General features: G+C 36.2%; 13 protein-coding genes and 1 tRNA gene. 5 read left to right on the top strand and 9 right to left on the bottom strand.

Annotation, left to right across the window (positions count from 1 at the left end; genetic code table 11):
- From Q0162_RS06410 to carB, 8 genes are all read right to left on the bottom strand, one after another.
- On the bottom strand, positions 1-2451 hold the full coding sequence (locus Q0162_RS06410; protein ID WP_297890536.1) for an ATP-binding protein: 2451 nt from the start codon (positions 2449-2451) through the stop codon (positions 1-3).
- A 158-nt stretch (positions 2452-2609) separates the two neighbouring features.
- Positions 2610-3791, bottom strand: coding sequence for an OmpA family protein (locus Q0162_RS06405; protein ID WP_297890530.1), 1182 nt, complete (start codon positions 3789-3791; stop codon positions 2610-2612).
- 107 nt (positions 3792-3898) lie between these two features.
- Entirely contained in the window at positions 3899-4189 is a 291-nt protein-coding gene (gene raiA / locus Q0162_RS06400) for a ribosome-associated translation inhibitor RaiA (RefSeq protein ID WP_002682031.1), read from the bottom strand.
- A gap of 29 nt (positions 4190-4218) precedes the next feature.
- A complete protein-coding gene (locus Q0162_RS06395) occupies positions 4219-5145 on the bottom strand; it encodes a tyrosine-type recombinase/integrase (protein WP_297890527.1) in 927 nt (308 codons plus the stop codon).
- A gap of 335 nt (positions 5146-5480) precedes the next feature.
- Positions 5481-7979, bottom strand: coding sequence for a tetratricopeptide repeat protein (locus Q0162_RS06390; protein ID WP_297890525.1), 2499 nt, complete (start codon positions 7977-7979; stop codon positions 5481-5483).
- Positions 7980-8049: 70 nt separating this feature from the next.
- Entirely contained in the window at positions 8050-8754 is a 705-nt protein-coding gene (locus Q0162_RS06385; RefSeq protein WP_297890523.1) for a slipin family protein, read from the bottom strand.
- Between the two features lie 341 nt (positions 8755-9095).
- Positions 9096-10922 carry a DUF262 domain-containing protein gene (locus tag Q0162_RS06380; protein ID WP_198472410.1) on the bottom strand — a complete coding sequence of 609 codons (1827 nt, stop codon included), beginning with the start codon at positions 10920-10922 and terminating at the stop codon, positions 9096-9098.
- Positions 10923-11008: 86 nt separating this feature from the next.
- Positions 11009-13861, bottom strand: coding sequence for a carbamoyl-phosphate synthase large subunit (gene carB, locus Q0162_RS06375; protein ID WP_297890520.1), 2853 nt, complete (start codon positions 13859-13861; stop codon positions 11009-11011).
- A 383-nt stretch (positions 13862-14244) separates the two neighbouring features.
- Between carB and Q0162_RS06370 the strand changes: the two genes are divergently transcribed.
- The 4 genes from Q0162_RS06370 to Q0162_RS06355 all read left to right on the top strand — a co-directional run bounded on the left by Q0162_RS06370 (position 14245) and on the right by Q0162_RS06355 (position 18907).
- Positions 14245-15282, top strand: coding sequence for a VWA domain-containing protein (locus Q0162_RS06370; protein WP_297890518.1), 1038 nt, complete (start codon positions 14245-14247; stop codon positions 15280-15282).
- 92 nt (positions 15283-15374) lie between these two features.
- Entirely contained in the window at positions 15375-16316 is a 942-nt protein-coding gene (locus Q0162_RS06365) for a tetratricopeptide repeat protein (protein WP_297890516.1), read from the top strand.
- A gap of 53 nt (positions 16317-16369) precedes the next feature.
- Positions 16370-18136: a BatD family protein gene (locus Q0162_RS06360; protein ID WP_297890650.1), complete on the top strand. Its 1767-nt coding sequence runs from the start codon at positions 16370-16372 to the stop codon at positions 18134-18136.
- Between the two features lie 12 nt (positions 18137-18148).
- Positions 18149-18907: a tetratricopeptide repeat protein gene (locus Q0162_RS06355; RefSeq protein WP_297890514.1), complete on the top strand. Its 759-nt coding sequence runs from the start codon at positions 18149-18151 to the stop codon at positions 18905-18907.
- Here Q0162_RS06355 and Q0162_RS06350 read toward each other — a convergent pair.
- On the bottom strand, positions 18879-19403 hold the full coding sequence (locus Q0162_RS06350) for a shikimate kinase (protein WP_297890512.1): 525 nt from the start codon (positions 19401-19403) through the stop codon (positions 18879-18881). The genes Q0162_RS06355 and Q0162_RS06350 overlap by 29 nt on opposite strands.
- A 135-nt stretch (positions 19404-19538) precedes the next feature.
- Here Q0162_RS06350 and Q0162_RS06345 point away from each other — a divergent pair.
- Positions 19539-19611: transfer RNA gene (locus tag Q0162_RS06345), tRNA-Lys, on the top strand.
- Positions 19612-19695 lie beyond the last annotated feature (84 nt).

The following is a 19695-nucleotide window of genomic DNA, read 5'->3' as shown; positions in this document are numbered from 1 at the left end:
TTATAGTTCTATTAATTTCTTTAGATATTGTTCTATCGCTGGGCGACAATCATTTTCAAATAACTGTTCCAAAGTATGAATTTGCCCGTGCAGTTCAGCAGGTACCTCTTCTAGTACTTTGTTGAGAATAATAAGTATTTCGGACTCACGTTTGGCATTGATTTGCGCAAACATTGTAGTCATTTTATGAGCTATTGCCTTAATACCTTTGTAGTCTTCACGATCGGCAAGGAGTTTAAGCGTTTGTATGTTCTCACTGCTTTCTTTCAAGAAATGTTCATAAATTCCTATAATGCCCTCACGATCATCTCCCATAAAGCTCTCTAGTATTTCAGGGGTATAACTTCCTTCTATATTGTTGCTTACCATAATAGTTTTATGTTCTACTTCGGTATTGAGTTTAGGGAAGAAGACATTCAGTTTTTGGTAGAACTGTTCTGGAGTAAATGGTTTTGGTAAAATGCCAGAGAATCCGCTCTTCATGTAGAAACTTTCAGGCACATCGCGACGCCCAGTAATTGCTAGTACAGGTAATGGATTATCTTTATACTGCTCGTTGAATAGAGTAACGAAATGGAATCCATTCATTTCAGGTAGCTGGATATCGGTAATTACTAAATCGAAGTCGAAGTTTTCCATTTGTTCAAAAGCTTCTTTTCCGTTGTTGAAAGTAATAGCGTTGATATGTTTTTGTTTTAGTAATTCTTTTATAAGGGAAAGGATAGAGAGGTCATCATCTATTACAATAATAGTAATTAGATCAGGGTTTTTGTCATTAGTAATGATTTGAGGGGTTTTAGTACGTTCTACTACTTTTTCAGCTAAGAATCGTAGTGTAAATGTACTTCCTTTATTTTCATAACTTTCCAAATAAATTTTGCCATGTAATAGATGGGCTAATTTTTGAGAAATGTGCAATCCGAGTCCTGTTCCGCCATAACGTTTAGAAATTTCGTCGTTAGCTTGGGTAAATTCATCAAAAATATGTTGTTGTTGTTCCTTTTTGATACCAATACCTGTATCGGTAACAGCGATAGCTATTTCATACTCATCGTCATTAATTTGACGAGCGTCGGCTTGTATATGTACAGTTCCGTGTTCAGTAAATTTAAAGGCATTAGATATGAGGTTATACAATATTTGTTTAACACGGTAGGCATCGCTTGAGAAATTGAGATTATTTACTGTTTCGGAGAAGCTAAGAGATAGGTTAATTTCTTTTGTTTTAAAAGCTGATTTTACATTGCTAGCTACCTCATCAATAATTTCTGTAGTATTGAAAGGTACTTTTTCAATTGTAATTTTACCAGCTTCAATTCGGGTATAATCTAACAACTCATCTACCAATTTAGAGATATACTCAGAAGAATATTTAATATGAGAAAGGTAGTTTTTACCTTTCTCAGATATATTTTGTTTACTGAGCAGTTCAGAATAGCCTACAATAGAGCTTAAAGGAGTGCGTAGGTCGTGACTTACCATAGAGATAAGTTGTTCTCGATTTTTGAGTAGGTTATTAGATTTTCTATTAGCGGTTTCCAGGCGGCGGCGATATCGTTGTGAGGTAACAAAATCATTAATAATCACGATGGAAGAGATAACAATAATACCTAAGGCGACTAAAAAGGATATCATAAGCAAATTTTTACTATTTTCAAAAATTTGTTTGCGTTCTAGGCTTAATTTTTGAGAGTTAGCTAATACTTCTTCTTCAAAATTATGAAGTAAATCATCTAATTTTCGTGAAATTTGGACATCGTTTTGCCAAAGTTTTTGTATTTTTTCATTAATTTGGCTTTTAGAGTCTTTAGTTTCTTCATTTACTTTGTTCAAAAGAGTAAGAGTTTCTAATACTACTTTATCGAATTTAGTATTATTAAAAGCAGTAGGGATTTTTATATTTTTGTATTTTTTTAGTATAGAAGCAATATCTGGAGCTTTTTCAGGGGTTAATTTTTTTTTTCTATAAGCATCTTTACCATAAAGTTCATAACCTAAGTAAGGTTCCAAAGTAGAAAGTTTTCGTATAGCATTTCGTATAATAATTGAGGTACTATCTGCTTCTTGAAAAGCCTTTAATTCTTGTAAATTTTCACTTTTAAAATTGAGCAAGGAACGGATGGTATCGAGTGTAAGCACTTGTTTTTCAGAGGTAATATCGCGTCTAAATTTTAGTATTTCAGTTTGTAAATAAACATTTTTTTCTAAAAAAAGTTGCAAAGCTTCTCTATCATCTGTACGCATGGCAATACGTCCTGCACTTTCAGTATCATTTACTAAAGAGAGGATTTTGCTAATTTGTATAATTTTATTTCGATCTTCTTGATTTATTTTTTCTTGATGGGATAGTTTTTGTATCTCTTTGAAGATTACATAACCGGCAACTACTGAGACTAAAAAAAGCAGCACATAACTTACTATAACTTTGATAGTTATTTTATTTGTTTTCATTTTGAGTATTTAGTGTTGTGAATAGATATAAACTAACGCACAAAAGTACGTTTTTATTTTGGAATAAACAAATATTAATATTACTATCTAAAAAAAACTGTCCTAAAAAGTTAAGATTAACCTTTTAGAACAGTATCTGTTTCTAAGATTTAGAATTTTTACTTCAATTCAAAAGTAGCTCTTCTAGCTAATTGTCGAGCTCTTGGAGAGTTTTTATCTACGCTATTATCTACACCTTTACCTTGAGCTGTAATGCGATCAGCATTGATACCAGCTTTTACAAGTAAGTTTTTAACAGCATCAGCACGTTTTTGAGAAAGAGTAGTGTTATAGTTAGTACCTCCTAACTCATCGGCGTAACCATTTACAGCAATTTGAGCATTAGGATTTTCTTTCATGTATTTTCCTACAAAATCAATTGACCAAGAAGATGACATTTGAGGTTCTGATGAATTGAAATCGAAATAAGCACTGATATAACCTCTTTTGATAAGGTCGGCAACCACATCACCAGAGGCGTCATTAGCAGTTGTTTTAGCTTGATAATTATCGTTTAGGTAACTTTCAATCTCATCTGGAATACGATTGCCATTAGCATCATTCATTTTGTTTTGTTTGTTAGCTACTTCACCTTTCAAATCAGCTACATTGTTTTCTAAGGCAGCGATGCGTTGGATAACTTCGTCTTCTTGATTACGAACATCTGCACCTGCCCAATCGGCATGTTTACCTTGTTTACCTATAGCGATATTCAAACCAGCGGTAAGAGTAAAGTGATTCCCTTGGAATCCTCTTTGTCCATTAGCTGATTTGGTATCATAAGTACGTTGTTGTTTGCTATTGATGTAGATAGAACCATCTAATAAGAAAGCGATGCGATTAGATATTCTAAGTTGTGGGGTAAGTCCTACTGTTAAGAAAGCTATTCTATCAGGGCTAGAGATTGCATCACTATTTAGTTGTGAATATCCTGCCCCTGCGTGTAATAGTAATCCTAAGTCGCTTGTCCATTGTTCAAAACTAAGTACGCGAGCCAAATTGGCAACACCTTGTAAGTTAACATTCCAAATGTTAGATTCAAAAGCAGGACTATCGTCGTCGTTTTTGAATACATCATAACCACCAGCTAAACGAACACCGAATTTGTTGTTTGCCATATAGCGAACCCCTACATTTGCACTCCAAAGATTTGGGGTACTTGTAGCGTAACCGCTAGTAAAAGGAGTAGTAGCTTTGTTTACTCCACCATTCAAGTCTATAGACCATCTGTTATAGTCTACTTGCTGAGCTTGCACACCTAAAAAGGCTAGTGAAGCTAAAGCGAGAATACTTTTTTTCATTTTTTTCGATAAGTAAATAAAATTATACAATAAAACTGGGGCAAAAGTATTACTAAAATTTCAATTACTTTTCAAAAAAAGGAAGATTAACAAAATGTTAACACTTTTTAATGTTTATCTTTGTGTTTTAAAAGCATTCTTTCTAAAGGAGTTATAGCACTATCTATTCCTTCTTCAAAGGTTTTAAATTGTTTTTTTACTACGAGGCTTTCCCCTGGTATATGCACTTTCACTTCCACTATTTTATTTTCTTTAGTGGTGGTATTATCTAACTTCAAATGTACGTCCGCTTCTATGATACGGTCGTAAAAATTATCTAACTTATCCAATTTTTTTTGGATGAACTCTACTAATTTGTGGTCGACTGTAAAGTCTACTGGGTGTACGTGTACTTTCATAATGTTTAGAAATTTAAGGTTTAACAATTCTATTTATTATCTATGTCCTCTTTGCGATCAGCTCTTGGATGGGCTTTTTTGTACTGTTTTTTTAGTTCTGCCAAACTAGTATTGGTATATACTTGTGTAGAAGCCAAACTGGAATGCCCCAGTAATTCCTTTACAGTATTCAAATCAGCACCATTATCTAACAAATGACTTGCAAATGAGTGGCGCAATACGTGAGGACTTACGTCTTTTTTTGGTGTGACGGCACTAAAGTACGAATTTATAATTCGATACACAAGAGTTGAATACAATTTTTTACCATTTTTAACTAAAAATAAATAGTTTTGACTTTTTTCGTTTGCTATTTCCTCTCTTAATTTTAAGTATTCCTTAAGAGTATCTTCTAACTCTGGTATAATAGGGATATAACGTTCTTTATCTCCTTTACCTAATATTTTGATCTGATTTTGTGCAAAATCTATATCTGATAGGTGTAAGTTTGCTAGTTCCGAACGTCGTATTCCTGTGGCATACAACATTTCTATCACTGCCCTATCTCTCACCTCATCAAAAGAACTTTTACTTGAAAAATAAGACAGTACTTTTTCTATTTCAGCTTCAGAAAAAGGTAACTTTTGCCTTTTTTCTGTTTTCAACAAGAAAATTCCTTTTTCAAACGGACTCACTTCTATCTGTTTTGTTTTTTTGAGAAAAGTGTAATAGGTTTTCAAAGCTGACAATTTCCGGTTGATACTTCTAAAGGACATCTCTTGTTGAGATAGTTGTATTATCCACTTTTTGATATCCTCCTGATCTGCTCTTTCTAAAGGGCAATCTTCTTCCTTATCTTCATACTCACTTTTAATGAATTTCTCAAAAGCTCTTAAATCGTGCTTATAAGCTTCCACTGTGTGAATAGAATACTTCATTTCTATTGAAAGATAAATGATAAAGGCATTGATTGACATAGCTTCATTTTTTGTTGATTAAATAAAAAGACATAATCCTAAGCAGAGTAATACTCTTTTTATCACATAGCAAAATAACTAATTATTCTCGAGACAGAAAGTTAAATAAATGTTAAAATTTCAAATATAAAGTTAAGTATTTTATTTAACTCTATAAATGAGACAGTTATATTGCTACTTTTTCATCCTCAATCCCGCAGAATCCTTCTCATTTTTCCTAATTTCTTTAATTTCAGTGAAGATGTTAGTTTTCGTAGGCAAATATACAAATAATATTTTTATCTACAAAATAAATTCTACCAAAATATCAATTATTTTTTCTAACGAGTATTTTTTTATTTATTTAGAAGTTTTTCTTTTTCTTTACGAATTTGTATCAAACGGTAATTTTCAGTAGCTATAGGATACGCTGAGAGTTTATGTTTTTCCAAGAAATTTTTAAGTTCATTCACTATGCTATGCGCTGAATAAGCATCGCGTATTTTGTGTATCACCCACCAAGTTTCATCAGCATTATAGAGATCGGTGGAGAGGGTGAGGACTTCTGAAATGGCTTTTAGCTTTTCTGTAAGGGTTTCTTTTAATTTTTCACGCATTTCGGGGGTTGTACCTATAATCACTATCTTCCACAAGGTAGTTTCATCATCGGAGATATATTCCTCATTAGCAACTTCTTTCAATTCATCCAACAAATTTTTAGCTTCTTCACTTTCGGCTGTTGCTGGATAATTAGTAGCTATTTGCTGTAACTGTGCTTGGTAAGGCTCTAATCCTTCTAAGCGAGCCGTTGTTTTAGCCTGCAAAAGAGCTATCGCAGGGGCTGCTGCAGTTTCACGATACTGCAATCCTTCTTCTTGCAATCGGCGAGCGGTTTCTACAAATTCACCTCTATTATACTGAGCTGTGAGACTATCGACAAATACTTGAGCAATTTTGTTGCGCTCATGCTGGGTAGTTTCTCCTCCTTGCAAAAGTTTTGCATAATCGGTATTAGGATAATTCGCTAACAGACGACTTTTTGTAGTTTCAGCTTTAGAATTGTGAGTATCAGTATAGTTTTTTTGCAATTCGTAGAGAGCTGCAGCTTCAATTTCGGGGGTAGGATTGCTAGCAAGCACACGCTCCAAACGCTGAATAGCTAATTCATTCTCTTTGAACTTAGCTCGATAGAGGACACCTAATTGGTAGAGCGCCTCGTTGCGATTGGCTGCCAATTGGTTGATTTCAGTTTCTGTTTTAGGGAGTTTAGCCAGATAACTATCAGGGGTTTCTACTTGCTTTTCTACAGTTTTTGTCACAGTTGTTGAGGCTGTAACATCGGCTACTACCCCACTTCCCACTGATGACCAGCGCCAATTATCTTCTAACTTTCTATCACCCCAATACTGTTCAAACTGCTGTTTGCCATAAGCTACACTCATAGGGTTGTAGAAATAGAATTTACCGCCTTTTTCTGGAGTAACATCAGGAGTAGAAAATCCCATACCTGTATTTTTTACTTTGCTTGTTTGCTCTTTTTGAGTGCGCAATGATGCTATTTGCTGCATAGAGTCAATATGCTTTTGGTAATAGGCGCGGCGTTCAGTTTCGGGCATACGTACTACTTTTAGCACACTGTCGTTTTTTCTTACAAGGTACTCTAACTCGGCTATTTTAGCTAAATTATCTCTTTTTCGACGCACATATAAGTGTTCAAAAGTATTTTCGGGGATATAGGTAAGGGTACTATCCAAATGTTGATAAGCCCCTATGTAGTCTTTTTGATCAAAAAATAATTCGGAAAGACGTGTATGTGCTTTTGCTTTTAGCGGATTATTGTCTTTATTATTATGCAAAGACTGACGATAGTAATCGGTAGCAACTATTTTCTGGTCGTTTTTCAACAATTCGGCGTGAGTATAGTAAAGTACATCGAGGTAGTTTTTGTGTTCATAACGATTTTCGAGTTTACGCAAATAGGCTAAAAACTCTGCTTTTTCTTCGGGAGTGAAAGTTTTGTTACGTGCTTTACCTGCTTGAGCTTCTATCCATAATTTACGCGGAATTTTCCAATTCTGTTTTACAACTTTCTCAAAAGCTACCTCAGCTGAATCTTTTTGATGTTGTTTTTCATAGAGTTGTGCAGCGATGAAATAGTAGCGACCACGCAATGCTTTGTTACGTGTGTATTTACCTGCATTATAGAGAGCATCGGCAGCTTCGGGATATTGCTCTTGATTGATATAAGCCTGCCCCAAAGTAGCATAAGCCTCTGCCCTATCATTGCGACGCAATTTAGGATTTTCTTTTAAAAACTCGGTGAGTTTTTCAATCGCTATTTTGTCTTTACCAAGACGAAGATTTGTTTTTTGTGCCCATACAGCAGCTTCGGGGATGCGTTCACTTTTACCATAATTGGTAAGCAAGTGATTGAATGCCTCTAAAGCAGGGAAGAAACGCTCGTCGTAATAACGCGCTTTTCCCAAAAGCATATAAGCATCGTCTATTTTATAGTTGCGTTGCACCCCTTTGAAGACCATAGAGTGACGCTGGATAGTTTTGATTGCTTTATCTTCAGCACGCTCGAAATTAGGATTTCCCATTCCATCTAACTGCACCTTACCACTGAGCCCAATAGGTTCCACTGGCAAGACTTCACTAAAGTTATCTTGGTACTTTTCGCGCAGTTCATTAAGCCCTTTAGCATACGCCTCTTCACCATTGAAAAGCACATTGTACTTAGTAACTATAGGCTGCATTTGGCGGTTGTAGTAGGTGTTAGCATTAGGGGTACAAGCTATTACAAGCCCTATAAAAACCCCTACAAAGGTGCTATATAATAAGATTTTTTTCATTATATTTAGTGCTGTAAGAATGGGCGAAGATACTACTTTTTTTGTAAAGTATGAAATCTTTAACACTAATTTATATTTTTGTAGTAGGCACTTCGCCTATTACAAAAGTATGCTTCCCTTTGTCGGCTATCTTAGTGATAGTCTCTAAATATTGGAAAAATTTAATATTTTCATCTCCTTTCATCAGTTCAGAAGCGTTTTTAAGAGCTCGAGCAGTAGCTACTGCTGTGCGTGCATTTTCGAGTTCGGAGGTAGCACGTATTTTGCTTTCTAATACTCGCGAGAAGAGGTCTTGTACACTTTTAGGGAAAGTAATATCTATCAGTTGTGCTTTTATTATTTTAAACCCCAAAGTAGCTACTTCATTACAAAAATCTTCCTCTTTAAAGTCAGTAATGTCATTGCGACATTCATTTAGTTTTTCGCTACTGAAAGTCGCAATTTTCTGACGTAGTAACACCTGTGCAGCGGCTACTATTTGCTGTTCAGCTACGGCAAAATTATCAGCTTCAACCCCGAAATTATCTACAAATAGCTTAGTATTATCGAGTTTGTAAGCCAAGTAAAAAGAAAAGCGTAATGCGATATTATCAGCAGTCAGTACCTCCTGATTTACCACCCTTACACTTCTTAATTTTTGCGATAGTGATATGATATGCACTTTCTCCCACGGACTAAATTTATAAATGCCCGCAGAAAGTTCTTGCTGAAAAACATTCTTTTTGAATAGGAGTCCCACAGAGTTGGGAGCTACCTCTAATTCTTTGTAAAACATATAAATACGATTAACAAGTTAATAAAATAAGAAAGAGAAGACCTCTAAACAGAGGGAAAACCAATTAAGTCTCTTAGAAAGCAACAGACGGTATCCTCAGTTTTGCAAACTTTGTTTAGAGTGAGCCGCAGCTCTGTCTTATCTTTCTTCCCAATAATGAATACAATGGAGTCATTCCCCTTTCGTTATTCCGCAATACCTTATTTTATGAGGGGAAGACGGTTTATATAAATAAGTGGCGGTTTGTTTTTTTCTAAATTTCCTACTCCCCCCAATAACAATATTGATAGGAGAAAGTCCTATATATCTATAGCTTGTGGGGATAAATATAGTTCATAAAATCAACTAAATATAAAGTTAACAATTCTAGCAGCTGCTTTTTGAGTTGCTTCTTCGATATCTTTCTTTGTCCATTTATCTTTAGGATAGTTGATTAAAGCTATTGCAATAGCATACTTACTATCTTTATATCCTGATTTATAGATTACAGAGGTTTGCTTCTTTGTCTTAAACCATTCATTTCCTATGGATTTGTTAATATCCTCTTCAAGAAGAATTTTATTACCTAACTTATTCACTAAATTGTTAAACTCTTCTTTACTACTGATTTTTGCATCTTGCTGTATAGTAGGTATATTTCTACCACTAGTAGGCATTATATGTTCGATATTTACATTCTCAGCAAAATCAAATTTTAATCCTTTCTGTTTGGTATATATGTATTCATTGAGGTAGACTAACAAGTTTTTATCATACTCGTCAATAGCCTCTTTTAGTTCTTCTTCATTCCAATTGGCTCTAATATGTTCTTGAAAATCATTTTTTATAGTATCAATAGAAACTTTTTTATCTACTAACTTAATAGCTTCTCCAAAAAGGAATGTCTTGAATTTAGCACTTGAATAACCAATATCACTTAACTCTAAAATAGTGAATATTTTGAGCAAAGATTCAGCTATTTCTAATAAACTTGCTTCGGTAATTTCTTCTACTTTATAACGATATAGATAAGCAGATAAAAATAACTTAGCATTTTCATTATATTTCAACAATAATTTCACTATAGGATAGTCTTTTATATGATTCCAAATGTAAGCTATTTTGGTAAGCTTTTGACAGAGAACTAAAGGTTCTTCTAATAATTTTCGCTCAATATCAGTGTAATAACGTCTTAACCCAGGAGTAGCTACATCAATAGAAATATTTCCATCTTCTTTAGTACTTAAGTAATCTTGGTTTACAGCTCGATTGATGTACATAAATTGCTGTAAAATACCATCTATATTAGTTATTTTACAATTATTCAATTCATTAGAAAGTTTGCTTATATTTTCCCACTGCTCGTTAAAAACAGTTTTATCTCCTTTAGTTTTAGAGTATAATTGGGCTGAAATAATATCAGCATCAGAAAGTGGTAAGCCTGTAGAGTTTAAAGAATTAAACATCGTGATAGCTTGTTCTATTTGCCAACTGCGAATCTCTATTACTTCACATTTGGTCAAAAATATCTTAGCAAACTTATTGAGCTGTGTTTCTGACTTCTCTCCTAACTTAATGAAAAAGTATTTAAAGTTACGAAAATGACGAGTATATTTGTTATCCTTTTGCTTCCTTTGAATTTTCTCTACATTTCTTTCAGCTTCTACATAATCACTTGCTTCAATAATTTTTTTTATTTCATTATTATAGAGCTCATTAATAGATTTGTTTTCTAAAATGAGTATATTTTTAGTCTTATCAGGATCTTTAAGCATTGAAGGAATATCTTCAGCTTCAGCTTTATATAGTATTCCCATAATTTGATTGCGTCTTGCTTTAAGTCCCGCTTTAAGCTCCTCGGAATCTTCATCATTAGGTACTTTAGCTATTGCTTCATTGAGTCTTATAAGCATTGCCTTAAGCAATAACAAAAAGGTAGTAGTTCGCTGTTGTCCATCAATAAGACTGAACTTATCAGATAGAGAGCAATCTACGATAATTGTACCAAAAAAATAAGGATCTTCAGCATCTGATTCTATGAAGTTTTCTATATCCTGCCATAGTTTATCACATTGAGCTATATCCCACGAATAACCACGTTGGTATTCAGGAATAACAAAATTTTCAGACTTTTTTAATCGTAAATAACTGCTTATTAATTTTAAAGTTGGTTCAATATTCTTTGCCATAATACTATTAAATTTGTATTCTAAAATCTCTACAAATATACAACTAAAAACCAAAAAGGCAAGCCTATGCTTGCCCTTTTAGTTCTTTATTTTGAAAGATACATTTTTCTTCTCGTATAAATATCGTAGAAAGCGTCATCTTTAAGGCTATCTATAAACAAGATACTTTCGCCGGTAGATTTCATTTCAGGTCCTAGCTTCTTATCTACATTTGGGAATTTATTGAACGAGAACACAGGTTGCTTAATAGCAAAGCCCTCTAAGTGCGGGTTAAAATGGAAATCAGTGAGTTTCTTCTCGCCAAGCATTACCTTGGTAGCGTAGTTTACATAGGGCTCTTGGTAGGCTTTAGAGATAAACGGCACCGTACGAGAAGCGCGTGGGTTTGCCTCAATGATATACACTACATCGTCTTTTACGGCAAACTGCACATTGATAAGCCCTACCGTATTGAGTGCTAAGGCTATTTTATGAGTGTGGTCTTTTATTTGTTGCAATACAAACTCACCCAAGTTAAACGGTGGTAAGGTGGCGTTACTATCACCTGAGTGGATACCGCAAGGTTCTATATGCTCCATAATACCAATGATATACACATTCTCCCCGTCGCATATCGCATCAGCTTCCGCTTCTATGGCGCCGTCGAGATAGTGGTCGAGTAGGAGTTTGTTATTAGGTATCTTACGCAAGAGGTCTACCACGTGGGCTTCCAACTCTTCTTTGTTGATAACAATTTTCATTCCTTGTCCTCCTAATACATACGAAGGACGCACGAGTAGCGGGAAGTCAAGTTCATCGGCGAGTTTGAGTGCCTCATCGGCAGTTTCGGCTACTCCAAAACGCGGATAAGGTATATTATTCTCTTTCAGCAAAGTTGAAAAGCTACCTCTATCCTCTGCCAAGTCAAGCGACTGGAAGCTAGTACCTATGATTTTAATGCCGTATTTATCTAATTTCTCGGCTAACTTCAAGGCTGTTTGTCCGCCGAGCTGTACAATTACCCCTTCTGGTTTTTCGTGCTGAATGATATCATAGATGTACTCCCAGAACACAGGCTCGAAATAGAGCTTATCAGCTGTATCAAAGTCTGTGGAAACAGTCTCAGGGTTACAATTTATCATTATAGTTTCATAACCACACTCTTCGGCAGCTAATACCCCGTGCACACAGCAGTAGTCGAACTCAATCCCCTGCCCTATGCGGTTAGGTCCTGAACCGAGTACTACCACCTTTTTGCGGTCGGTTACTACGCTGTCGTTGGCTACATATTCCTTGTCGTCAGCGGTACGGATAGGCGCCTCAAAAGTAGAATAATAATAAGGAGTTTGTGCTTTGAACTCGGCAGCACAAGTATCTACTAATTTGAATACACGACGTATGTTCAGTTCCTCGCGTTTTTTATGTACCTCACTCTCCCAACAGCCCACCATATAAGCAATTTGTCGGTCGGCAAATCCTTTTTGTTTGGCTTCAAAGAGGAGTTCTTTAGGTAGGGTATCTATTTTGTAGCGGGATATTTCTTTTTCGAGCGCACAGAGTTCTTCGTATTGTTTAAGGAACCACATATCTATCTTGGTAATTTCGTGTATACGGCTCAGCGGGATACCCATCTGTACCGCATCGTATATCACGAATACCCTATCCCAGCTGGGGTAGGTTAGTTTCTCAATAATCTGTTCGTAGTTCTTATAGCCTTTGCCATCAGCTCCTAAACCATTGCGTTTGATTTCGAGCGATTGGGTTGCTTTCTGCAATGCCTCTTGGAAAGAACGCCCTATACCCATTACCTCACCTACCGACTTCATTTGCAAGCCTATAGTGCGGTCAGAGCCTTCAAACTTGTCAAAGTTCCAACGCGGTATTTTCACAATTACATAATCTAATGTAGGCTCAAAGAAAGCTGAAGTAGATTTGGTGATTTGGTTTTGCAATTCGTCTAAATGGTAGCCGATAGCCAGTTTAGTAGCAATTTTAGCGATAGGATAACCTGTAGCCTTAGAAGCCAAAGCCGAAGAACGCGATACACGTGGGTTGATTTCAATAGCGATAATATCTTCTTTTTCATCAGGCGATACCGCAAACTGCACATTGCAACCACCCGCAAAATCGCCTATACTGCGCATCATCTTAATAGCCATATCGCGCATACGCTGGAAAGTGCAGTCAGATAGAGTCATCGCAGGGGCTACGGTAATAGAATCCCCAGTGTGGATACCCATAGGGTCCATATTTTCAATGGTACAGATAATTGCCACATTGTCGTTCTTGTCGCGCAAAAGTTCAAGCTCATACTCCTTCCAGCCTAAAAGCGCCTTATCGATAAGCACCTCGTGGATAGGCGAGGCTTCCAAACCGCGATTGAGGAGCATATCAAAATCCTCTTTTTTATAGACGATAGAAGCGCCTGTACCGCCCAAAGTAAAGGACGGACGTATTACCAATGGGAAACCAAAGCGTTGCGCGATTTCTTTCCCCTTGAGAAAAGAAGTAGCTGTTTCAGACGGTGCCATAGGGATACCGATTTCATCGAGCAACACGCGGAATTTCTCGCGGTCTTCAGTGATTTGTATCGCATCGATATCTACCCCGATGATTTCCACCCCAAAATCTTTCCAGATCCCTTTCTCATCAGCCTCAATACAGAGGTTAAGCGCTGTTTGTCCGCCCATTGTAGGGAGTACCGCATCTATTTCGGGGTGTGCTTTTAGAATTTCCACTAATGATTTAGTGGTGAGAGGTTTCAGATAGACCACATCCGCCATAGAGGGGTCTGTCATAATCGTAGCAGGGTTAGAGTTAATAAGTATGGTTTTGATACCATCTTCGCGTAAAGAGCGCAACGATTGCGAGCCTGAGTAGTCAAACTCGCAGGCTTGTCCGATGATAATAGGTCCTGATCCTATGAGCAGAACACAATGTAGGTCGTTTCTTTTTGGCATTTTATATAGATATTGCTGTGTTTATCATAAAAAAATAGCTACATTTTTCAAAAGAAAAACATAGCTATTGTATTATAAAAAAGAATATTCCAGCGCATCTCTTGAGAGTACTGCGTAAAGGGACACTAGGGAGTGCTTGTGGTTTAATATTCTTTAGTGTGCTCATTTAATATCGTTGAATAACGGGGGCAAAGGTACTAATTATTTTAAAAATAACAAAAAATAGTTGTTTGTTTTTAGGGGTTAGTCGTTAGCAACTAATAACTAATGTCTAAATTAAGAAATTATTACTATCTTTGCAGCGTTTGGCGCAATATTTGATTATCACAATCTACTCATTTCAAATCAACAATTTGCCAAATTGGCTTATTTACTAATTAACTATGGTTCACATCGACGAAAAAATATATTTTTGGCTCATAGCAATACTCATTCCGCTATTCATCATTTTTGCTTTTTCAATGCTTCGCAAACGCAGGTTACAAAAGCAATTTGCCTCTCCTGCAGTCCTTAAGCGTTTGGCACCTAATCGCTCTCGGTTTAAACTATGGGTAAAGTGGAGTGTTTTAGCTGTGGTATTTATACTATTGAGTATCGCTTTAGCTAATCCTAAAATAGGTACTAAAATTGAGACTGTGAAACGCGAAGGGGTAGATATCGTTTTTGCTATCGATGTTTCTAAGAGTATGCTTGCCGAAGATGTCGCTCCTAACCGTTTAGAAAAAGCAAAACGCATTGCATTTGAGACTATCAGTCAGTTAAAAGGCGACCGCGTGGGCATTGTGGCTTATGCAGCAAGTGCTTACCCACAATTAGCACTCACAACCGACCATTCAGCAGCGAAAATGTTTCTCCAAGGTATGAATACCGATATGCTTTCCTCACAAGGTACAGCTATTCAAGAGGCAATACGTATGGCAAGCAATTATTTCGATGACAAAACCCCTACAGCTCGCCTGCTCTTTATCCTCAGCGATGGTGAAGATCACGAAATGGGGGCTACTGAAATTGCTTCGGAAGCACAAGAAAAAGGGGTGCATATTTACACTATAGGTATTGGTACTGAAAAAGGAGCACCTATTCCTATAAAAGAAGGAGATGGACAAACTTATAAACGCGACAGCAATGGCGAGGTAGTAATTACCAAGCTCAACCCTGAACTCTTGCAACAGATAGCGAGCAATGCAGGAGGTGAATACCTCAACGGTGATAACACTCAAAAAGCGGTGAACCAAATTAATAAAATATTAGATGGTACTGAAAAGAGTCAGTTTGACACTCAAAAGTTTGTAGATTTTAAAGATCAATTTCAGTGGTTTTTAGGAGGTGCTTTGCTATTACTCCTATTAGATCTCACCATTTTTGAACGCAAAACGCAATGGGTAAAGAAATTAAATCTTTTTAATGAAAAAGAAAAGTAATAAATAAGAATAAAAAAATCCGTGTATGATGACCAACACTAGTTCCCCCTTTGGAGGGGCTAGGGGGAGGTCTCAAAGAGATATTTTCTACTATGAAAAACATTCTGTACATATCATTATCCTTACTATCTCTCTCTGCTTTCGCTCAAGCCAAAGCAGAGAAAGAAGCTCAAAAAGCAATGGTTAACTCTAAAAAATACACTTATGAAGGCAATACTGCCCTCAAAAGTGATAAACCTATACAAGCCGAAGTGGAATATCGCAAAGCAATAGCCGAAGATAAAAACAATGCTACTGCCCAATATAACCTCGGCACTATGTATTACCAACAAAAAAGTTATGACGAGGCTTTCTCCCGACTCAAAAACGCTTCTGCTTCCGATAAAATCAGTGAAGACGAAAAACATAGAGCGTTCCACAATTTGGGTAATGCTTTTATGAAGAAAAAAGAATACGAAAAGGCTGTTCTTACTTATAAAGAAGCTCTTCGCCATAACCCTAAAGACGAGGAAACTCGTTACAATTTGGCTGTAGCCAAAGAAATGCTCAAACAAAATCCTCCACCTCCACAAGACAACAAGAACGATAAAGATAAAAATAACCAGCAAAATCAGAACAATCAACAAAATCAACAAAACCAAAACAATCAACAAAATCAACAAAATCAAAACAATCAACAAAATCAACAAAACCAAAACAATCAGCAAAATCAACAAAACCAGAATAACCAAAACCAAAATAATAAAAATAACCAGAACAACCAAGATAATAAGGACAACAAAGAACAAGGCGATAACAAGCAAGATAAAAATAAGGATAAGGGTAACGATCAAAAAGACCCTAATCAAAACAATCAACAAGATAAAGACCAAAACGGACAAGGACAAGGTAGACAACAGCGTCCATCGTCTCTTTCACCACAACAAATGGAACGTATTTTAGAAGCTATGAACAACGAAGAACGCAAAACCCAAGAGAAAATCAATGCCCAAAAAGTAAAAGGTCAGCGCGCTAAATCAGAAAAAGATTGGTAATAATCAGATAACAAGTAATTAGTTAAGCCCACAATAGTGGGTATGTGAGTAAGATGAAAAGCAAGATTATATTTTTTATATTTTTTATAACTTTGTTATTACAAAATATCTATGCACAGCAAGTAGAGTTCAAAGCCGAAGTGAGCAAAAATCAATTAGGCGCTAATGAACGTTTGCGCATAGAGTTTTCTATGAATAAAGATGGCGACAACTTTACACCGCCTAATTTTCAAGGATTTAGAGTAATAATGGGTCCCTCTCAATCGGTTTCTAAATCGTGGATTAATGGGGTAAGTAGTTTTTCTAAGACTTATATTTACATCTTAGAGCCTACTGCAAAAGGTAAATTTACCATTGGGCAAGCAAGTATAGAAATTGATGGCAGAACTTACAAAACAACCCCTATAGCAATTACCGTTACTGAGGCTGTAAAAGCTCCTTCAATAGAAAAAAATAGCAATGATTACGCGCGTGAAGGCTTATTCCTCTTAGCCGAAGTATCAAACCCTAATCCTTACCTAAACGAGGCTGTAATTGTTACTTACCGCTTATATGTAGGTAGAGGCATTGCCGTAAATAACTTCCAAGAGCTGAATACTCCTAAATATCCTGAGTTTTGGAGTCAAGAGATTAGATCAAATGACTATCAAGTAGAAGAACGCACCTACAAAGGTCAGGTGTATCGCACTGTAGTGATGAGACGCAAAATGATACTCTATCCCCAAAAAACGGGTAGTATCACCTTAGAACCTTTGGATTTAAATATATTACTTACTGCCCCTACAGGACAACGCGATTTCTTTGGCAGTCTTGTATACGAAAGTATGGAAAGAAAAGTTTCTTCAGGTAGTACAGTAATCAATGTAAAACCATTGCCTGAACAAGGTAAACCCGATAATTTTTCGGGAGCTGTAGGCGATTTTTCATTTGCTGTTAACCTCTCCCAACCCACCCTGAAAGCCAATGAGAGCACTCAGCTAAAATTAGAAATATCGGGTAATGGTAATTTCAAATTGTTTGATTTGCCTAAACCTAATTTCCCATCGTCATTAGAAGTCTATGCACCTGAACAAAAAGACGATGTACTGCCCTCACTTAATAGCGGAATGAAAGGTAGGTTAGAGCAAACCTACACCATTGTCCCTGCCTACAAAGGTAAATACCCTATCTCTGGACTCTCTTTTTCGTACTTTAACCCTAAAACACAAAAGTATGAAACTGTAAAAACAAATGATTTATGGATAGATGTAACTGAAGGTCCTACCCCTGATAGTGACACTACAGCCAACGAACCGACTACCGCTCCTAAAACTTTAGGTGGTTTGCAAATGAATGCCGACTTCCAAGATATACACACTCCTGTATTCTTCGGTTCTACCAGCTACTATTTGTGGTTGTTCTTGCCATTATTGCTCATCCCGATAGCTCTTATTTGGTGGCATATCAGAATGCAAAGAGCTAGTGATGTAGAAGGAAATAAAGTAAGGGCAGCTAACAGATTAGCAAAGAAATATTTAGGCGAAGCCAAACGCAAATTAGGTGATAAAAACACATTCTACGAAGCCTTGGAACGCGCTTTACACAATTATTTAAAAGCTAAATTGAAGATTGAAACTGCCGAAATGAGCAAAGATAAAATCACTGAATTATTGCTCAACCAAAAGGCTAATGAGGCTACTGTAACACAATTTATGGCATTACTCGCTAATTGTGAAATGGCACGATATTCACAACACCACACCGATGCCTCTATGGAAAAAGATTTTGGAGATGCTGTAGAAGTGATTTCAGCACTCGACAAACAAGTGAAAAACAAGTAATCGCTAAACAAAATGAAAAATAATATTTTTATCTATATCCTTCTGTTAGTTTCTGTGCAACTTTTTTCACAAGACAACCATATCAATCTGTTTGAAAAAGGTGCTCAGTATTATCAGCAAGGTGAATATACAAACGCTATTGAGCAATACAAAGCTATATTAGCACACGGAAAAGAATCGTCTGCTTTGTACTACAATTTAGCAAATGCTCACTACAAGCTAAATCACGTACCAGAGAGCATTTATTATTATGAGAAAGCCCTACAGCTCAACCCCGATAATCAGCAGGCTAAAGACGGACTATTATTGGCAAACCAAATGAAAGTAGATGCGATTGTACCTCTGCCCAAAACGTGGTTACGCCAGTTCTCTGATGCTGTTACAGGACTATTTAGCTTACAGACGTGGGCAATACTCTCTATAATAGGTGTCATCGCCTTTGTATTAAGTTTTCTTTGCTACTATTTTTTAGAAAAAAGCTCTCTCAAACGACTCTTTTTCACTCTAATGTTCGTATCAGTAGCAATAGCAGTAGGCACCTATTTTATTGCAAACTTTCACAAAAAACAAGTAGATGGTGAGAAGTACGCTATCTTATTTGACAAAACAGTACGAGTATTCTCGGAAGCTAATGCCTATAGCAGTGAGGTGCTACAACTACACGAAGGCACCAAAGTAGAGATTACCGAAAAGAAGAACGATTGGGTAAAAATACGTTTAGCTAATGGAAAAACTGGTTGGACTAAAGTGAGTAGTTTGAAAGTATTGTAAGTATTTGCTGCAAACTTTCCTCTTTAGTCAATTCATCCATTGCGAGACTATGAGTAGCTTGAGTATAAAACGCATTGCGCTCAAAGAGATGCTTGCGAATAAAATCTTCTAAATCCTCCTTTTTTAGTTCCTTTAGCAAAGGTCGGGAGGTGGATTTAGCCAAACGTTTTGCTAAGGTTTTAGGCAGGTATTTTAAATAAATAGAAATATTACCTTCACCTTTTATCAATTGCATATTATTGCCAAAACAAGGGGTACCTCCCCCTAATGAAAGTATACAATCACCTTCTTTTTGCAGGAGTTCTTGCAAATAGAAGGTTTCTTTTTTGCGAAAATATATCTCTCCTTTGGTAGCAAAAATATCTTGCACACTCATTTTTTCGGCAGTAGCAATATAAGTATCAAGATCTACAAAAGGTACATTTTTAGCAACTGCTAAGGCTTTTCCAAGCGTAGATTTACCACTTCCCATATAACCGAGTAAAATTATTTTCATCTGTAATTTATTGGATTGTAAGGTTTTGAAAAATACTTTAAAAATAAAATGCAAAAATAATACTTTTTTTCTTGCTACGTAAAAAAAATGTTATATCTTTGCACCCGCAAACAAGAAAATACTGATTGTCATAATGACTCGGTAGCTCAGCTGGTAGAGCACGACACTCTTAATGTTGGGGTCCAGGGTTCGATCCCCTGCCGGGTCACAGGGTTATACAATTATTGTTATTTTTTATAGGACTTGGTAGCTCAGTTGGTAGAGCACAACACTTTTAATGTTGGGGTCCTGG

It is taken from the genome of uncultured Capnocytophaga sp. (genome assembly GCF_937936315.1).
Classification (GTDB): Bacteria; Bacteroidota; Bacteroidia; order Flavobacteriales; family Flavobacteriaceae; genus Capnocytophaga.
This window is presented reverse-complemented; position numbering and strand designations above follow the sequence as displayed.